The sequence below is a fragment of the Massilia sp. LXY-6 genome, assembly GCF_051233485.1.
Lineage (GTDB): Bacteria > Pseudomonadota > Gammaproteobacteria > Burkholderiales > Burkholderiaceae_D > Telluria.
The window spans coordinates 40,798-58,777 of record NZ_JBKFGF010000016.1 but is presented as its reverse complement, the minus strand read 5'-3'; the positions used below and the strand labels follow the sequence as shown (position 1 = coordinate 58,777).

Annotated in this window: 14 protein-coding genes and 1 pseudogene; 13 read left to right on the top strand and 2 right to left on the bottom strand. The window is 60.2% G+C overall.

Annotated elements, in window-relative coordinates; translation table 11 throughout:
• Positions 1-30 precede the first annotated feature (30 nt).
• The 13 genes and pseudogenes from ACI48D_RS08380 to ACI48D_RS08320 all read left to right on the top strand — a co-directional run.
• The gene (locus tag ACI48D_RS08380; RefSeq protein ID WP_435570763.1) at positions 31-810 is read left to right on the top strand and encodes a hypothetical protein; all 780 of its coding nucleotides are present in this window, start codon (positions 31-33) and stop codon (positions 808-810) included.
• 44 nt (positions 811-854) lie between these two features.
• Positions 855-1,958, top strand: coding sequence for a non-hydrolyzing UDP-N-acetylglucosamine 2-epimerase (wecB, locus tag ACI48D_RS08375; protein WP_435570762.1), 1,104 nt, complete (start codon positions 855-857; stop codon positions 1,956-1,958).
• 45 nt (positions 1,959-2,003) lie between these two features.
• Positions 2,004-2,696 carry a hypothetical protein gene (locus ACI48D_RS08370; protein WP_435570761.1) on the top strand — a complete coding sequence of 231 codons (693 nt, stop codon included), beginning with the start codon at positions 2,004-2,006 and terminating at the stop codon, positions 2,694-2,696.
• Positions 2,697-2,756: 60 nt separating this feature from the next.
• Positions 2,757-4,007 carry a lipopolysaccharide biosynthesis protein gene (locus ACI48D_RS08365; RefSeq protein WP_435570760.1) on the top strand — a complete coding sequence of 417 codons (1,251 nt, stop codon included), beginning with the start codon at positions 2,757-2,759 and terminating at the stop codon, positions 4,005-4,007.
• A complete protein-coding gene (locus ACI48D_RS08360) occupies positions 4,004-5,260 on the top strand; it encodes a hypothetical protein (RefSeq protein WP_435570759.1) in 1,257 nt (418 codons plus the stop codon). Before ACI48D_RS08365 ends, ACI48D_RS08360 begins: the two co-directional genes overlap by 4 nt.
• 128 nt (positions 5,261-5,388) lie before the next feature.
• Positions 5,389-6,420: a DUF1565 domain-containing protein gene (locus tag ACI48D_RS08355; RefSeq protein ID WP_435570758.1), complete on the top strand. Its 1,032-nt coding sequence runs from the start codon at positions 5,389-5,391 to the stop codon at positions 6,418-6,420.
• 449 nt (positions 6,421-6,869) lie between these two features.
• Positions 6,870-8,117 (top strand): choice-of-anchor Q domain-containing protein, encoded by a 1,248-nt coding sequence (locus tag ACI48D_RS08350; protein WP_435570757.1) that lies wholly within the window; start codon positions 6,870-6,872, stop codon positions 8,115-8,117.
• Between the two features lie 272 nt (positions 8,118-8,389).
• Entirely contained in the window at positions 8,390-9,571 is a 1,182-nt protein-coding gene (locus ACI48D_RS08345; RefSeq protein ID WP_435570756.1) for a glycosyltransferase family 4 protein, read from the top strand.
• 20 nt (positions 9,572-9,591) lie between these two features.
• Positions 9,592-10,773, top strand: a complete 1,182-nt coding sequence (locus tag ACI48D_RS08340; RefSeq protein WP_435570755.1) for a DegT/DnrJ/EryC1/StrS family aminotransferase — start codon at positions 9,592-9,594, stop codon at positions 10,771-10,773.
• Positions 10,770-11,360 (top strand): sugar transferase, encoded by a 591-nt coding sequence (locus tag ACI48D_RS08335; RefSeq protein ID WP_435570754.1) that lies wholly within the window; start codon positions 10,770-10,772, stop codon positions 11,358-11,360. The genes ACI48D_RS08340 and ACI48D_RS08335 overlap by 4 nt, the downstream gene beginning before the upstream one ends.
• A gap of 12 nt (positions 11,361-11,372) precedes the next feature.
• Positions 11,373-12,071 (top strand): phosphatase PAP2 family protein, encoded by a 699-nt coding sequence (locus ACI48D_RS08330; RefSeq protein WP_435570753.1) that lies wholly within the window; start codon positions 11,373-11,375, stop codon positions 12,069-12,071.
• Complete coding sequence (locus tag ACI48D_RS08325; protein WP_435570752.1) at positions 12,005-13,207, top strand: acyltransferase family protein; 1,203 nt, start codon at positions 12,005-12,007, stop codon at positions 13,205-13,207. Before ACI48D_RS08330 ends, ACI48D_RS08325 begins: the two co-directional genes overlap by 67 nt.
• A 236-nt stretch (positions 13,208-13,443) precedes the next feature.
• Positions 13,444-14,342: pseudogene (locus tag ACI48D_RS08320) on the top strand (IS110 family transposase); the annotation flags it as partial.
• Positions 14,343-14,672: 330 nt separating this feature from the next.
• Here ACI48D_RS08320 and ACI48D_RS08315 read toward each other — a convergent pair.
• On the bottom strand, positions 14,673-16,952 hold the full coding sequence (locus ACI48D_RS08315; RefSeq protein WP_435570751.1) for a polysaccharide biosynthesis tyrosine autokinase: 2,280 nt from the start codon (positions 16,950-16,952) through the stop codon (positions 14,673-14,675).
• Positions 16,953-16,993: 41 nt separating this feature from the next.
• Positions 16,994-17,968 carry a polysaccharide biosynthesis/export family protein gene (locus ACI48D_RS08310; protein ID WP_435570750.1) on the bottom strand — a complete coding sequence of 325 codons (975 nt, stop codon included), beginning with the start codon at positions 17,966-17,968 and terminating at the stop codon, positions 16,994-16,996.
• Positions 17,969-17,980 lie beyond the last annotated feature (12 nt).

Below are 17,980 nucleotides of genomic sequence, written 5' to 3'. Positions count from 1 at the left end.
ATCCGATCAAACCGAACCGGTCTCACGATTATGAAAAAAATCCTGGGCAGGATATACAGCGATTACATGATGCCGTCGCGCCTGGAGCACCACGAGAAAATCCTCGTGGCCGCATCCAACGCAGGGCATACGCATTCGTCGCTGCGCGACTTTTTCAAGTCCTTGAAAACCGGCGCCGCGCCGACCGATAAAGTCATTCTGCACCGCCACGACATCGACACCGATGTCCGCACCGCGCGCCGCCTGTTCCAGCTCGAAAAAAAATATAAGATCAAGTCGAGCTACTACTTCAGGCTGTGCACGCTTGATGTCGACCTGATGAAAGAAATCGAGGAATACGGCAGCGAAGCAAGCTATCACTACGAGGAGCTGGCGACCTTTGCGAAGAAACACAATATCAAGGATCCCGACATACTGCGCGCACGCCTTCCGGAAATCCGCGAACATTTCGCCAGGAACTTCCAGGTACTCGAGCGCCGGCTCGGACGCAAAATGATCACGGTCGCCAGCCACGGAGATTTTGCCAACCGCCGCCTCAAGCTGGCAAATACGGAAATCCTGCGCTGCCCGGTGCTGCGCCGCGAGTGCGGCATCGAATGCGAAGCCTATGACGAGAACCTCCTCGCACACTTCAGCGTATATATTTCTGACCGCCCTCCTCCTCAGTATTACTACCCGATCTCACCACTCGACGCCATTCGCAGCCATAGCCGGGTCTATCTGCTGACTCATCCCAGGCAGTTCAACACCAACTGGAAGGAAAACACCAAAAGCAACCTGGTGCGTTTTTATGAGGGCTTGACCTGGTGAACGCATGCCATCCGGACCTGAACAGTACTGAGCATTGGTGACATATGACCTCTAGGAAAATCCTGACCATCATTGGCGCGCGTCCGCAATTCATCAAAGCCAGCGCTGTCTCGGCCGCCATTGCAGCCTGTCCCCAGCTGACGGAAATTGTCGTCCATACAGGCCAGCATTTCGACGCCAATATGTCCGACGTGTTCTTCCCCGAACTCGGCATGGACAAGCCTGCATACCACCTCGCGATTCATGGTTGCGGACATGGCGAGATGACCGGGCGCATGCTTATCGACATCGAAAAGGTGATGCTGACGGAAAAGCCAGATGCAGTCCTGGTGTATGGCGACACCAACTCGACGCTAGCGGGGGCGTTGGCAGCCGCCAAATTGCACATCCCGGTTGCGCACGTCGAGGCGGGGTTACGGTCGTTCAACATGGTGATGCCCGAAGAAATCAATCGCATACTGACTGACCGGGTAGCGGAATGGCTGTTTACGCCCACGAGTGCCGCGGACCAGCATTTGTTGCGCGAAGGCGTAGCGGAGAATCGCATACACCAGGTCGGCGACGTCATGTTCGACGTCGCGCTTCGCCATGGCGCCCGTGCCAGCGCCCAGAGCGATCAGGTGCGCAAGCTCGACCCTGCGCTGCAGTCGCAAGCATACTGCCTGATCACGATTCATCGTGCCGAAAACACCGACAATCCGGCACGCATGGGCGTCATCGTCGATGCCTTGGCAGCCTTCGCCGAGCAAACGCCGGTGATCTGGCCCCTGCATCCGCGCACCCGCGCTGTGTTTGCCAAGCAAGGCACGCTGGAAGCCCTGGCACGTTCGGTGACCCTGCTCAATCCGCTGGGTTATCTGGACATGGTCTATCTTGAAAAGCAGGCCTCCCTGATAGCAACGGACTCAGGCGGTGTCCAGAAGGAGGCCTTCTTCTATCGCGTGCCGTGCGTCACCTTGCGCGACGAGACGGAATGGACCGAGCTGGTGGAGGGAGGATGGAACCGCGTGGCGCCGCCCACTGGAGCGGCAACGGTCCTGGCAGCGCTGCGGGCCAGTCTCGGTACCTGTGGCGATGACATCATGCCTTATGGCCGCGGCGATGCTGCCGAGCGCATCGTCCAACAGCTCGTCACAGACCTGGATTGAGCTCGATCAGAACCCGACCGCAACTCTCTCGCAAGGCCTTCCACTATGGAGTCACTCGCCCGTCACTTCGCCACCATCGTCGAGATCATCCGGCTGCCGGTCGCCGCGCTGAACTTCCATTCGCACATCGATCCTGCCGGGATTCCGGAAGCGTACCGCTACCATACCAAGCCCCACCCGAAATACCGCATCATCCAGAACAAGAGCGTGGGCGCCGCGCTGATCGACCTGCGCGCGAGCGCGGACCGCGACAGTTACTTGGAACAGATCCGGGGTAAAAACCGCGGAGCCTTCCATGCAAAGCGCGCGCGGGCGCGCGGCTACGTCGTCACCGAAATCGAACGCAACAATTTTGTCGACGAGATCCACGCCATTAATACCTCGGTCGACATCCGGCAGGGCCGGCCGATGGAGGCGCACTATCTGCAGAAAGTGTCCCACTTCGAAAAATTGCCATATTTTAAGTACTTCGGTGTGTTCGACGCCAAGGGCAAACTGATGGCTTACGCCAATCTGGCCATCTACGGTGATTTCTGCGCCTTCTCGCACGTGATCGGCCACCGCAACAACGACGGCATCATGCACCTGATGGTAGTCGACATCGTTTGCAGCCTGATCGAGGAAAGGGCTCTGAATTACATCATGTACGACACGTTCTTCGGCGCTCAGCCTGGGTTACGGCAGTTCAAGCTGGCCCTCGGTTTCAAACCGTACCGCGCCAAGTACCGGCTGAAATGACTTTCGCCGACAGGGAATCGTCAGGATCGGGCATGCGCTCCGACTGCAGATAGGAATCATATGAGCACCCTACGGCCCGATTTTTGGCGCAACGTCGTTACCGTTCTGACCGGGGCGACCGGCGCGCAAGCCTTGCCCTTGATGGCGGCGCCACTCCTTACGCGCATGTGCACGCCGGCCGAAATGGGCGCCTTCAGTATCTGGCTCAGCGTGATCACGGTGGCCTCGATCGGCGCCACCTTGCGCATCGATGTCACCATGGTCCTCGACCGTGACGAACAGCAGCAACGGCTCTGCTTCGGGGTGGTTGCCTACTCCGCAGCCGTGCTGGCGTTGGCGATAACGCTGTTCGCAGTGCTGGTGCGCTTCCTCGACCTGCCGACACTGCAGGACATCACCTGGTTCGAACTGCTCACAATCGGGGTCGGCACCTGGCTCACCGCCTACACCCAGGCAACGTACGCCTACGCGACCTCGCACAACGAGTTCGGCAAGGCGGCAAAAGCCAAAATGCTGGGTGCCGGAACAATTGCCGGGACTCAGCTGGCTTTGCTCGCCATGGGCCTGAGCGGAACCGCGCTGCCAGGCGGCCAATTGATCGGTCTTGCCACCGGGCTGTGGGTGGCGCGATGGCTGCTGTCACCTCCCGCCGCACGCATTGGTCTGAAGCTCGACACCGAACAACGCAACTACCTCCGGAAGCACCAGGCATTCTGGCGCTTTTCCTTGCCGTCGAGTTTGCTTAACGCGCTGGTTGGCCAGTTGCCACTTTTTATAATCGGCTTAAAACACGGTGCGCTCGCAGCCGGCCTCTTTGCACTCACTCAGCGCGTGGTGGCCGCGCCGATTTCCTTGCTCGCATCCTCGGTACTCGAAGTATTCAAGCGCCAGTCGGTACACGACTTCCAGACTGTCGGCAATTGCGAGGAAGTCTACCTTGCTACCTTCAAGGCCTTGGCCTTGCTGGCCTTGGGGCCATCGCTGATTCTGTTCCTGTTTGCGCCGGAACTGTTTGCCATCGTATTCGGCCAGGCCTGGCGCCCGGCTGGGGAACTAGCGCGCATCCTTGCCCCGCTGTGCTTCCTGAACTTCATTGCCAGTCCGCTCAGCTATGTTTTCTTTGTCGCAGGCAGGCAGAAGATGGAATTGCTCTGGCAAGTGGCGCTGTTCCTGATGACAACCACCGTGTTTATGGTGTCGGCGTCCCTGCATCAGAGCGTACTCTGGTATGTGATCGGCTATTCCCTGCTCTATCTGGTATACCTGTATATGTCGTACCAGTGCTCCCAGAACCGGACGGTAGCCGCATGATGACACCTTACATCCGCAGACACCGGCTCGAACGCCTCACCTTGACTGCGGCCTTCCTGGCGCTGTTTCCCGGTTTCTTTTTCTATCACTTCCTGTTGGGGACGGGACGGATACGAGCGTTTCTTGGAGGATATTTTTCCCCCGTATCGCTGGCGTTTGCGCTACCGATCCTTGTGCTTTACGTAAGACAGTTTCGCAAGAAACGCAGCCATTTGCTGCCAACCGAGCTGTATTACGGCGGTTTCCTGGCCTTTGTTGTCGTCGTGGTCGTGGTCAATGGCGTGAACGGCGCGAACCAGCTCATCGTTGTCGCTCACCTGTTCGGCGTGCTGTACATGGCGAACACCTTCGTCATGTTCAAAATGCTCGATTTCGCGCACCCGGAAGTTCGTTATCCGGCCATATTGTGCCTGCTGGGGATGTCGGCCGTCATCTTCTCGTTTTCCGTCGACGGGGTGTTTCGCATGGACGCAATGGGTCTTGCCCTGGATCCCAGCGCCCTGTCGACCTACCAGGGACTGGCGCGTTCCTATCTCGTGAATTGTTTATGCGTCGTCGCCTTTACCCGCAGCCTGCCATTACGCGTATTTCTCTACATCATTGGCGTCATCTCCCTGTTTCTCAACACCGCGCGTAGCGAATTCGTCGCCTTGTTGTTCGCAATACCTTTCATCGAATTTTATTTCGCCAAGCATAAAGTACTGTTTGCCATGGTCTTGGCATTGCTCGCAACGCTGATTACGATGCATATAGACCTTTTGCTTTCCATGATGCCGGACAACCGTATCATGGAGCTGCTTGACTTGTCGCATTCCACCTCAGCCATTGCACGCCGTCACTTGGCCGAACTAGCAATTCGGACTATTTCAAGCTATCCGATATTTGGCGATTACGCCAGTTACGCACCCGGCCATTATGCGCACAATATCTTGTCGGCCTGGGTCGACCTGGGCATATTCGGTTTTCTTTACCTGATCGCCTTACTCGTTTTTCCGACCGTCGCGATGATTATCTGCGGCTATTTTTCGAAAAATGACGACGGTGATCTCGTGCTCGGATTTGCGATGGCTTGCGTCACCATACTATTACTGATCAAGTCGCATTTTTATACGGACATGTTAATCGGGGCGATGCTCGGCGCCTATTCGCGATACAAACTCAAAGGAAAATATCCCATGGCGCGTACAACTGACCTGAACCCACCATCTACGCAAGCTCAACTGGATCAGGTAGTGCCGCGCCAATCAGGTTGAGCCTGCCTACTTCCGCCACGACAGGAACCACCGTGTACAAATCCATAGGCGTTAGCGTGCTAATTGCTGCAAGCGGGTTTGCTTGTGTCAGCAGGACCGCACCTGAGCCCGGAATTGTCGAAAACAAAATGTATGTAGCGACCACAGGCGCGGATTCGAATCCGGGCAGCGAGGCAGAACCGTTCCGGACGATCCAGCGCGCCGCAAGTCTCGCAAGCCCCGGCACCTCGGTGCATGTCGCCGCAGGTACCTATCCCGAAAACGTCACGACCAAGGTGCATGGCACGCCGGCCGCGCGAATTCGCTTTGTCTCCGACACCAAATGGGGGGCACGGATCGTCGGCAGCGGCACCGAAGGCACGTGGACCAATCACGGCGACTACACCGACATCGTCGGCTTCGATATTTCTGGGACCGGTCGCGTGGGTATCCTGAACCTCGCATCGCACACGCTCATACAGGGCAATCACGTGCACGACCTGACCGTGTCGGGTGGCTGTACCGGCGCCGGCGGCGCCGGCATCAACAACGCCAACTACCGCGCTTCGGACGGCGACATCATCGGTAACATGGTGCACGATATCGGCGTGCCGGGCTCCTGCATTGGCATCCACGGCATCTATGTGGCTAACCTTCGCAGCAGGATCTTCAACAACATCGTGTATCGGGCGTCGGCATGGGGCATCCACTTGTGGCATGCCGCCGACAACGTGACGATCGCCAATAACACGGTGTTCGAGAACGGCTCGGCCAAGATGGGGGGCGGCATCGTGATCGGCGTCGGCGACAGCCCGGGCGGAAGAACCCTGACCGACACCAAGGTCATCAACAATATTGTTTATAACAACCCGGCCAAGGGCATCGTGGAGTTCTGCTACCCGCGCCACGACTGCATCGGCCCCGGGAACATGGTAGCCAATAACCTGGTGTACGGCAGCGCCTCGGCCGTCATCATGAAGGTGGGCAAGGCGATCGGCACCATCATGGAAGATCCGCAGTTCATCAACTACCATCCCAAGGGCCGCGGAGATTACCGTCTGAAGTGCACCTCACCAGCCATCCAGAAGGGGCTCGCGAGTTTCGCGCCAACCACCGATATCGAACATGTCCCCCGCCCGCGCGGCGCGGCGCCCGATATCGGCGCCTACGAAAGCTACTAGGCAATCAGCCCTGCCGCCGTCACCGGTCCCCTCTCATCGAGCCACAGCCCAATAGCGACGGAAACGTTCGCCCCAAGGGTACTTTGCAGGCAATCAAGCTTGTATCCGGCGCCTATTAACTATTAGCGCCCTTCAAAATAGGTCTGCCAAAAACACGGCCCCTCGCTGCGGCGCGATCACGCCCGCGCCCTCCCTTCTCTTCCCCATGTGATTTCCAAGAAGAAAATTTTCTTGAAAGCTTGATACGCTGCGGAAATTTTTCGGTAAATCCATTGAACTTTGGAAGTTTCCTGCTCTCAAAGATTACGCATTGCAACATAGAGCGCACCCGGAACTCTTCTTTAAAACTTTGATACGTCGTAGAAATTTTTCCGAAAATCTATTGAACTTAGGAAGTTTCCAGTACTCAAAGCTTACTCATTTACTCGTTGTCGTTAGGATTTTTTTACATGAAAAATGTCGTTACCTTTACTTCGAATGCCCGTCTCCATGCCCTGCTGTGCGGCGCCACCGTCCTGCTGACCGCCGGCATCACCCAGCAAGCTTCCGCTGCCGTGACCCTGTCGAACACCGACCAGGCGCTTGCCGCGCCAGCCGATGCAACCGCCCAGCTGATCGCCGCCTACGCCACCGCCGCTGCCGCCTCGCCGTCGATCTACAACCTGTACGTATCGCCGACCGGTTCCGATTCGAACCCGGGTTCTGCCGCCCGGCCGTTCAAGACCATCCAGCGCGCCGCCAACATGGCAAAACCGTCGACCACCGTCCACGTCGCGTCCGGTACCTACCGCGAAAACGTCACGACTAAGGTGCACGGCACCTCGAGCGCACGTATCCGTTACGTGTCCGACACCAAGTGGGGCGCCAAGATCATCGGCAGCGGCACCCAGGGCATGTGGACCAACAACGCCAACTACACCGACATCGTCGGCTTCGATATCAGCGGCCCGGGCCGCCTGGGCGTGCTGAACCAGGGTTCGTACACCCTCGTGCAAGGCAACCACGTGCACAACCTGACCATTTCCGGCGGCTGCACTGGCGCCGGCGGCGCGGGCATCATGAATGCGGTCTACACTGCGTCGGACGGCGACATCATCGGCAACGTCGTCCACGACATCGGCGTGCCCGGCAAGTGCAACGCGGTGCACGGCATCTACCACGCCAACCTGCGCGGCCACATCTACAATAACATCGTCTACCGCAGCTCCTCGTGGGGTATCCACCTGTGGCACGCTGCCGACAAGGTCATCGTTGCAAATAACACTTCGTTCGCCAACGGCGCCGGCGGCATGGGGGGCGGCATCGTCGAAGGCGTCGGTGACGCCCCGGGCGGCAAGATCCTGACCAACACCAAGGTCATCAACAACATCGTCTACAACAACCCGGCCAACGGCATCCTGCAGTACTGTGCGTCGGGCCAGAAGTGCATCGGCAGCGGCAACGTCGTCGCCAACAACCTGGTGTACGGCAACGGCAGTGCGATCACGATGAAGGTCGGCAGCGCGACCGGCACGATCTCGGCCAATCCGCAGTTCGTCAGCTACGCGGCCAGCGGCACCGCCGGCAACTATCGCCTGAAGAGCACCTCGCCGGCCATCAACCGCGGTATCGCCACCTCGGCACCGACCACCGACATCGACGGCATCGCCCGTCCGCGTGGCGGCGCATTCGATATCGGCGCCTACGAAAGCTTCTAAGCAGTAAGCGCAACGGCCGGACACTGTCCGGCCATTACCTCGACCCACGCGGAGCCCTGCTTCGCGTGGGTTTTCTTTTGTCGGTCGGCTTGTCTTCCAGGCCTGGTCGGCTTTCCCCGCCAGCTGCGTCCTTCTCGTTTGTGTAGCTTCAAAGCGCCTGCTCACTAAGTTGATATCGTCCATGCATAGCATTCTCAGACTCGAACCGGATCGACTGGCTCAGCGTGAACATTCTACTTATCAATCATTACGCAGGCTCGCTACGGCATGGCATGGAATATCGGCCATATTATCTGGCGCGCGAATGGCAGCGACTGGGCCATCGGGTGCGGATCATCGCGTCGGCCCACTCGCACGTGCGCACACACAATCCCGATCTGCGGGGACATTCGCGGCTCGACGAAGTCATCGACGACATCGAATACACCTGGTTCAATACGCCCGCTTATAGCGGCAACGGCGTCGGCCGGGCTCTCAACATGGCCGCATTCGTCGCGCGCCTGTACCGCGAAGGCCCGGGCCTGGCGCGCGAGTTCCGCCCCGATGCCGTCATCGCCTCCAGCACTTACCCGCTCGACATCTGGCCCGCCCACAAGATCGCCCGTCTGTCCGGCGCGCGGCTGCTGTTCGAGGTACACGACCTGTGGCCACTGTCGCCGATGGAACTGGGTGGCTATTCCAACCGCCACCCCTTCATCATGCTCCTGCAGGCGGCCGAGAACTATGCCTGCCGCCATGCCGACGCGGTGGTATCCATCCTGCCCAAGGTGCGCGAACATCTGGAGGCGCACGGCATGGCGCCGCACAAACTGCACCTCATCCCCAACGGCACGGACCCGGCCGAGTGGCTGGGTGCCCCCTCCCCCTTGCCGTCTTCGGTCGCGGACACATTGGCGGGCCTGCGCCGACGCGGCCATTTCATCGTCGGCTTCGCCGGAAGCCATGGGGTGGCCAATGCGCTCGAGACCCTGCTCTCGGCCGCCGCGCTGATGCGTGACGACCCGGTCACGTTCGTACTGGCCGGCGGCGGCCCCGAAAAGGAACGGCTCCAGCAGCGCGCCCGCGACGAAGGCCTCGAAAAAGTCTGCTTCCTCGACCCACTCTCCAAGGAATACGTGCCCGCGCTGCTCGCTTCCTTCGACCTGGCCTACATCGGCCTGCAACGCCAGCCGCTGTTTCGATTTGGCGTCGCCCCGAACAAGCTGATCGACTACATGATGGCCGCGCGCCCGGTCCTGTATGCCATCGAGGCAGGCAACGACCTGGTGTCGGAGGCGGGATGCGGTATTTCCGTCACGGCCGAACACGCGACTGCCGTGGTGCAGGGCATCCGCGCCATGCGCGCGATGGACCCACACCAGCGCAACGCGATGGGACTCCGGGGTCGCAAATTCGTCCTGGAGAACCTCACCTATCCGGTGCTGGGACAACGCTTCCTGAAAGCCTGCGCCTGACCTTTCAAACTGAGGACATCATGATCGAACCGCTCGTGGCACCTGCCGACGTCTCGCCCTTCCTGCCCTTTGCGCTGCCGGACATCGGTGAAGAAGAAATCGCCGAAGTAGTGGCCTGCCTGCGTTCCGGCTGGGTGACGACCGGCCCCAAGACGCGCCAGTTCGAACAGGAATTCGCCGCCTACCTTGACGCCAACGTCGAGACAGTGTCTGTCAACTCGGCCACCGCCGGATTGCACCTGGCACTCGAAGCGCTTGGCATCGGCCCGGGCGACGAAGTGATCTTGCCGACCATGACCTTCACCGCCACCGCCGAAGTAGTGCGCTACCTGGGCGCGCAGCCGGTGCTCGTCGACGTCGAGCCGGATACCCTGAACCTGAGCGCTGCCGCGGTCGATGCCGCGATCACGCCCCGCACCAAGGCTGTGATCGCAGTGCACTATGCCGGCCTGGCATGCGATATGGACGCGATCCTTGCACTCGCAGCAGAACACGGACTGCGCGTGATCGAAGACGCTGCGCATGCCCTGCCAACGGTCTACAAGGGACGGCTGGTCGGTACACTGGGCAGCGACGTCACGGTCTTCAGCTTCTATGCCAACAAGACCATGACGACCGGTGAAGGCGGCATGGTGGTCACGCGCGACGCTGCCCTCGCGGCACGGGTACGGATGATGCGCATCCATGGCATCAAGCAGGACGCGTTCGCGCGCTACACCTCGACCACGCCGGCCTGGTTCTACGAAGTGGTGGCGGCCGGGTTCAAGTACAACCTGACCGACATCGCCGCCGCCATTGGCGTCCAGCAGTTGCGCAAGCTTGACCGGTTCCTGCTGCGCCGCCGGCAACTTGCGCGCGGCTATGCCGATGGATTGGCGGGCTTGCCGCTCCAGCTGCCCCCGGACGCTCCGCCGAACTCGGGCCATGCGTGGCACCTGTACCCGGTACGGCTAACCAAGGCCGCCACGCTGGGCCGCGACGAGATGATCGCTGCACTGTCCCAGCAGCGGATCGGCACCAGCGTGCACTTCATCCCCCTGCACCGCCATCCTTACTGGCGCGACAGTTGCAACTTGTCTCCGGATCAGTTTCCTGTTGCCGAAGCCAACTATCACTCCATGCTGACGCTGCCCTTGTACACAAAAATGAGTGACGCCGACCAGGCCCGCGTCATCGCGGCTGTACGCGCGACCTTGTCATGATCAAACGCCTGTTCGATATCGCTGCCTCGCTCGTCGGCCTGGCGCTGTTGGCGCCGCTGTTTGCGCTGATCGCCCTATGGATTAAGGTCGACTCGGCAGGTCCGGTATTTTTTCGGCAGCAGCGCGTCGGCCGGTGGGGGCTGCCTTTCAATATATTCAAGTTCCGCACGATGAGCACGGGGACTAATGAAACGCGCCAGCTGACCGTTGGCAACGACTGCCGCATCACCAGGACCGGTCGTTTCCTGCGCCGTTACAAGCTCGATGAACTACCCCAACTCATCAATGTCCTTTACGGAGCGATGAGCCTGGTGGGCCCGCGGCCGGAGGTGCCGCGCTACGTGGATTACTATCCACCGGATGCACGCATGATCGTGCTTTCGGTCGCGCCGGGCATCACCGATTGGGCCTCGATTTTGTACCGCGAGGAAAACCAGATACTTGGGCAGGCTACCGACCCCGAAAAGGCCTACATCGACACCATTCTTCCCATCAAAATCAGCTACTACGTTCGGTATGTCCAGGAGCGCAGCTTCTGGATCGACCTGCAGATCATCTGCAAAACGTTGGTGGCAATCATCCGTTGACGAGGACTGACGATGTTCTGGCGCGAACTCGTGCATATCGGTGACGTGCCACTGACACTGGCGGCAGCGGCCGCCGTGGCGATGTGGTTGGTGATGGGGCGACGATGGCGCCTGGCGCTGTTGTGGAGCTTGCTGTTCACGCTCGGTCTCGGCCTGGTCGTGACGACCAAGGTGGCCTTTATCGTATGGGGATCGCCACTGCCTGGGAGCGACTTCAAGGCCGTCAGCGGACACGCCGCCGGCGTGACCGCGGTGCTGCCGACGCTGTTGTTCTTGCTGCTGCAGCAATGGGCGCCGCGTCTTCAACGCGCCGGCGTGGCAGCCGGGCTGACGGCCGGCGCGTTGATGGGTGTGCTACTGGTCGAACAGGGCCATCACAGCATCGCCGAGGTGATGGCCGGCTGGGCAATCGGCGCCGCCGTCAGCCTGGGCGGGATCTGGCTGGCCAACTCGACGCCGCGCCCCCCTGGCTATGCGCTCTGGTGCTCGACGGTGGTGTTTGCAGCGACCATCTACACCATGCATTCCTTTCCGTTTGGTTACGTTATGCATCGCGCGGCACACGCCCTGACAGGCAATTCCACGTCTATTCCATTCACTGCGCCGGTCAGGGAATGCAAGATTCGACCAAAGAAGGAGGCATCATGTCTACCAGAGAAATGCGTGGTCCAGCCCGCCCGCGGCTGGCATTCCAGCGAAAGAGTCAGTTAGGAGATGACTATTGGCACTCCGTCCTGATATCGCTGCTGCGCGGCGCCGCCGCCATCATCGTGGCGGCCGCCCATGTGCGCGCCGCCATGTACCCGGGCTTGCGCACGATTGCCGAGCCCACCTTATCGTTTCAGGGCTTGGCCTTCGTGACAGGGTTTGCTCATCAAGCTGTGCTGGTATTTTTCATCATCAGCGGCTGGCTGGTGGGGGGCAGCCTGCTCAACAAGCTCGATAAGCCGGGCGCATTCCTGGACTATACGATCGACCGTATGACGCGCTTGTGGACAGTGCTTATCCCAACCTTCATCCTGACGCTGTTGTGCGGCCTTGCCATCGGCGCCGTCGATGCCGGCACAGTCGATTACTCGGCCACCAACGAGTATTCCGCCTTGGTATTCCTCGGCAACCTGGTGGGCTTGCAACGGGTGCTCCTGCCCGATTTCGGCGGCGACTTTCCCCTGTGGAGCCTGGCGAACGAGACCTGGTATTACGTACTTTTCCCGCTACTGACGCTGCTGTTCGCCGCACGCGCGCACATGGCGCGCGCAGCGGCCGCATCCGCTGTGCTCCTGATCGTCGCCGTCTTGCCAGTTGCGATCACTGCATACTTCCTGATATGGCTGCTCGGCGTTGCGTTTTCGCGCGTCCGGATCGAGTGCAGCCCTGCCCTGCGCCTGGTCTGGCTGGGACTGCTGTTCGTGGTGGCGGGCTATTTCCGCCTCACCGGCACGCTCGACGATTTTTCGATAGACACGCTGTGGCAGGACCTGGCGTGCAGCCTGATGTTCCTGGTTTTCCTGTCGAGCCTGCAGTTCCGGGCCGCGCCGTCCTCGACGCTGTTGCGCCCACTCGCCAATGGCGGGCGCTTCTTCGCCGAATTCTCGTTTAGTCTTTATGTCCTGCACGTTCCGCTGATCGCGCTGCTTGCGCATTGGAGTGCCACCTATTTGGGACTACGCCAGCTCTCACCGCACCAGCCTCTCCATCTTGCAATCTACTTCGGCATACTTGCGATCTGCCAGGTGGCAGCATACCTGTCGTACCGGCTGTTTGAATCGCAGACCTATCACATCCGGCGCATCGTCAAACAGTGGGTGGCGAGCGCTCGCCGCGCGAGCCAGTACCGCACCGGTTGAACGCCACCGAATAGTGCGTTACCTGCTTGTATGTTTGGGACTAGGCCAGTACGGTAAAGCCTGAAATCCGGAATTATTGGAAGCAGACCGGTGTGTGCAGCTTGTTCGCCGCTGGGGTATTCGAGCCCGTGACTGAGTTGAAAGCGCACGCCGACCGTGCTGGTCTTCCTGATCCCGAACGGTTACGAGCGCCGATAATGGTCGAGCGCGCGTGCACAAGCAGGGAGCCGAGGACCATGTCTGTTACTTCAGTGGTAGGCAACGACGTCGCCAAGGCACATGTGGATATGTGTGTCCTAGGTGGAGAATTTCCCGCTCGACGTTTTGATAACGAAGCCGAAGGCCATAGCGCGCTGGCGGCGGCGCTCAAGCCGCTCGATGTTCGGCTGGTAGTCATGGAAGCAACTGGCGGCTATGAAGTAGCGTTGGCGTGCGTTTTGCAAGCCGCAGGTCTGCCGGTGGCCGTCGTCAATCCAAAGCAGGCGCGACTTTGCCAAGGCAATGGGCAGACTGGCCAAGACTGACACGGATCAATGCCCGGATGCTGGCAGAATTTGCAGAGACACTGTCGCGTCGCGAAGACCTGGCCGACTTTATCCGGCCTCTGACTGACGAAAGCCAACGCGATCTTGCAGCGTTCGTCACGCGCCGGCGTTAGTTGCTGGCGATGATGCTGTCCGAACTGCAGCGAATGCAACTAGCCGTGCCCAAGGTTTGGCCAAGCATTGAAGCCATGATCGAAGCCATCAAAGCTCAACTTGATGAGGTCGAGTCGGATATGGTGGGCTACGTCCAGGAGCATTTCGGCAAGCGCGATGCGCTGCTTCCTTCGACCAAAGACATCGGTCCTGTTGCAAGTGCTACATTGATCGCCGAGTTGCCTGAGCTCGGCAAACTCAATCGCCGTGAGATCGCTGCTCTGGTCGGTGTGGCGCCCATGGCAAATGATTCGGGCCATACGCGTGGCCGACAGCGCGTGCAGGGTGGCCGCTTCGAGATTCGTCGAACGCTCTACATGGCCACCCTCGCGGCGACGCGCCATAACCAGGCCATTAAACTCGTCTACGAGCGGCTGACCAGCTCCGGCAAGCGCAAGCTACTAACCATCCTCAATGCCATATTTAAATCCAACACGACCTGTCCGCCAGACTTCAAATTTGCTCGACGACGCGGACGGCTACTCAGTCGATCGAACACGTGCGCGCATCAGGGGCTTTTATCCGGCCCTGGCTGCGAAGCAGTTCATGAATGTCGATCTCAACTGGGCCAACCATGCTTAGCTGCTCGATTTGCCTTCACACGTATCGCAGCCTTGCCGGATTCGGATGGACTGTCGAGTGACCTCGACGGCAGCGCCAGCCCAGCTGGAAAAGCGTGTAATGAGGATTTCCTCGCGTGTCGGATGGGCCGTAGATGCCGGCCCACGAATGTGGCCAGCTACGGATGGGAGCATGAACCCGCGAGTCTAGGCCCCTAGCTGACCAATAGGACCCATTAGAAATGGCACATGGTAGCCGCCGATCCCGTAGGTCATGTTATTGAACAAGACCCCTTGCGGCGACAAGCCCGCATGGTTCAGCCGCTTGACGGATTCGGTGATCTCGGCATCGGTCGTTACATTTGCACGTGCGAGCAAGAATATGGCACCAGCACGATTGCCGATAACGAGCGCGTCCGCGGCCAGCAATAGTGGCGGCGTATCGATCAGCACAAGGTCATAGTTGGCACTTGCAGTGTCGATCAGGCTGCCGAGATTTACGTGGTGCAGGAAGTCGGAGCAGTTCGCCGGCAACTGCCCCGTAGGGATGAGGTCCAGATTTTCGATCACGTCGTGATGGATGACGTCCTCCACCGGGACGGATCCATTGATTGCCTTGGACAATCCCTGATCGCGGCTGACGCCGAAATAGCGGTGCAATTGGCCGCTGCGAAAATCGGCATCGATCAGCAGAACGCGCTTACCGCTGCCCGCCATCACAGCGGCGAAGTTGACGGTGACGAAGGTTTTCCCAATGCCGTGTGTCGGCCCGACGAACATCACAATGTTGTTTCTGAAGTGAGGCATGGAGAACTGCAGAGTGGCGCGGAAGCCGCGCAGGCTCTCGACGGTGGGATCTTCGGCGATGATCGTGGCCAGCAACGGCAACACGCCATCGTCGCCCTTCGCTTTACGCATCAGCTTGTCCTGATTGCTGCTATGCGGAATGGTGGCGTAGACCACGCGTGCGCGTAGCAGGCGTTCGATTTTCTGCGGATCGTCGATCCCGCCCATCATGGCCTTGCGCGTGAAGGCGACTAGGGAACCCAGGAAGAGACCTGTCACCACGGCCAGCGCCACGATGAGTGGACGGTTCGGCTTGATCGGCTTTTCAGGAGGAATAGGCGCGTCCACCATGCGCACGTTGCTGACCCGCCCCACCGAGATCAGGCGCAGCTGCTGGGCGGTGTTCGACAAGGCAGTGTAGAGATCGGTGCTGACCTTGATATCGCGCGTCAGGCGCGCCTCATCCTGCTCCAGCATGGGCAAGGCCTTGATGCGGGCATTGACTTCTTCGATCTCGGCATCGACCTCCTTGCGCTGGCGGTCGATGGCCGCCACGACGGGGTGGTCCTCCGTGAAACGCGCCAGCAACTCGGTCTTCTTCTGGATCAGCTCGATCCGCCGTGTGCGTGCTGCGGTCGCTTGCGCCAGGCTCATGCGTGCTTCTTCCTGCAGGTCGACCGTGCTGTGGAGGTTGCGGAACTGGTTATAGCGGTCTTCAGCCTGCTCAAGCTGACGCTTGAGTATGGGCAGTTGCTGGTTCAGGAAAGCCAGCGACTTTTCCGCTTCCTCGGTCTTGCGCGCCAAGTTCTGGCGCATGTACTCGCGGCCGATCTCGCTCAGCACGCTGTGCGTTCGGCATGCATTTTCGCCCTGCAGCTTGACTTCGATGATGCCGGACTGCTTGCCCTCCTCGGTGATCACGAGCGCGTTCTGGATGGACTCGATCATTGCCAGGCGCGACATGCGCCGCAGCACGAAGCGCGCCCCCGCGTTGGCCGACATGCGGTCCACCTTCAATTCGATCACGCCGTCGGGCGTGGGTACCCGGTAGCGCAGGCCGACGTCGCCGTCGAACACGATCCGCTGGTCGCCGCCGGAAAAGCGGAAACGCTGGTTGCCCAGCGCAGTCAGGGTGAATTCGCGTCCCAGCCAGGCATCCGGCACCTCGAACTGCGACACCTCGGCCTTCTCGGCGCCCCAGACGTAGCCGCCATAGCCGAACAGCCCGGGTTCCGACAGTCTGCCGCCTTTCTGGTTGGCGAACCAGAACCCCGCGATAGGGAAGTATTTCGGGCTTACGTCGATATACAGCTGCAAATTGTCGACCGCGCGCGACACGACCATGCGCGAGCGCAGCAGCTCCATTTCGGCGATCGCTGCTTTCTTCGTCTCGAACAGCGAAGACGCTTCGCTCAGGATGTTCTTCGATGCATTCGGGCTCTCCTCCTCGACGTGGATCATCATATTGGTCTCGAACACCGGCTTGGCGACCAGCGCATACAGCACCGCCGCAAGGGTGATGACGGCGGTGATCCCGCCGATCAGCCCGCGACTGTCGTCCAGTGTGCGCAAATAGCCCTTGAGATCGATGGAAGATTCATCCTGCGGCCCTTCGACGGCACGCGGGTCGAAGGGAACCCCGACGATGGGCGGGCGGGGGGCGACATGGGTCAAGGCGTGCTGCTCACTTGCGTTACTCATTGTCGTGCTCCATGCTTTGATGAAGGCCGCCGCATTGGGGATCAGGGCCGGTTGGTCGCGCTCACCGCCGAGGTTAGCGCGCCGGGGATCAGCAGGCTGAGGTTGCGGTTCCAATTGGCCAGCGGCGTGGCGGCCACGTAGACGATGTCCTTCGGCTGCAGTTCGAAGGATTCGGCCATCGCCAGCGAGCCGGCCACGCGGGCGTCGAGCTGGAACACGCGCGTACGGTCGGGCGTCTTGCGGACCACGTAGACCTGGCGCGCGTCGCCACTCAGCGGACTGATGCCGCCGCTCTCGCCGAGCGCTTCGTTGAGCGTCAGGCGGCCATCATGCATCGTCAGGGCTTTTGGGGTCAGGACTTCGCCGGAAACGAAGACCTTGCTCTCATCGCGCGAATGCACGCGCACGACGTCGCCCGGAGCCAACATCACGCTGCCGGGATTGATGCCCTTCTGCACCAGGTCGCGCAGGTTGACGCGGTAGCGCTGCTCGCCGCGCTCCAGCATGATGCGACTCTGGTCTGCACTGGGCAGCAGCCCGCCGGAGCGGTTGATCGCCTCGACCAGCGTCATCGGTATATCGTTGATCGCCTGCAGGCCGGGCGACTTGACCTCGCCGTCGATGTACACGCGCTTGCTGCGGTAGGACTGGACCCGCAGCGTGACGTTCGGATTCGCGATGTATTTCGACAGCCTGGTCGTCAGGAGCGCGCGCGCCTGTTCCTCAGTCAGCCCGTCGACGCTGACCATACCGATCAGCGGGTACTGGATGCGGCCCTGGTGATCGACCACGAAGCCCGGTGGTGAAGAATTGGCGCCGCTGGGATCTGGCGCGACGGAGCCGACGTTCATCGCATTGCCGGCCAGTTCGGGATGGTCCCACACCATGATCGACAGCACGTCGCCGCTGCCGATGGCGTACGGAGGCGGGTTCGGCACCAGCAGCTTCTCGAGGTCCTGATTGGCCAGTTCCCGGTGCTGCTGGCGCTCGGACGCAATCAGTTTTTCGGTGATCATTTCCGTCGGCGG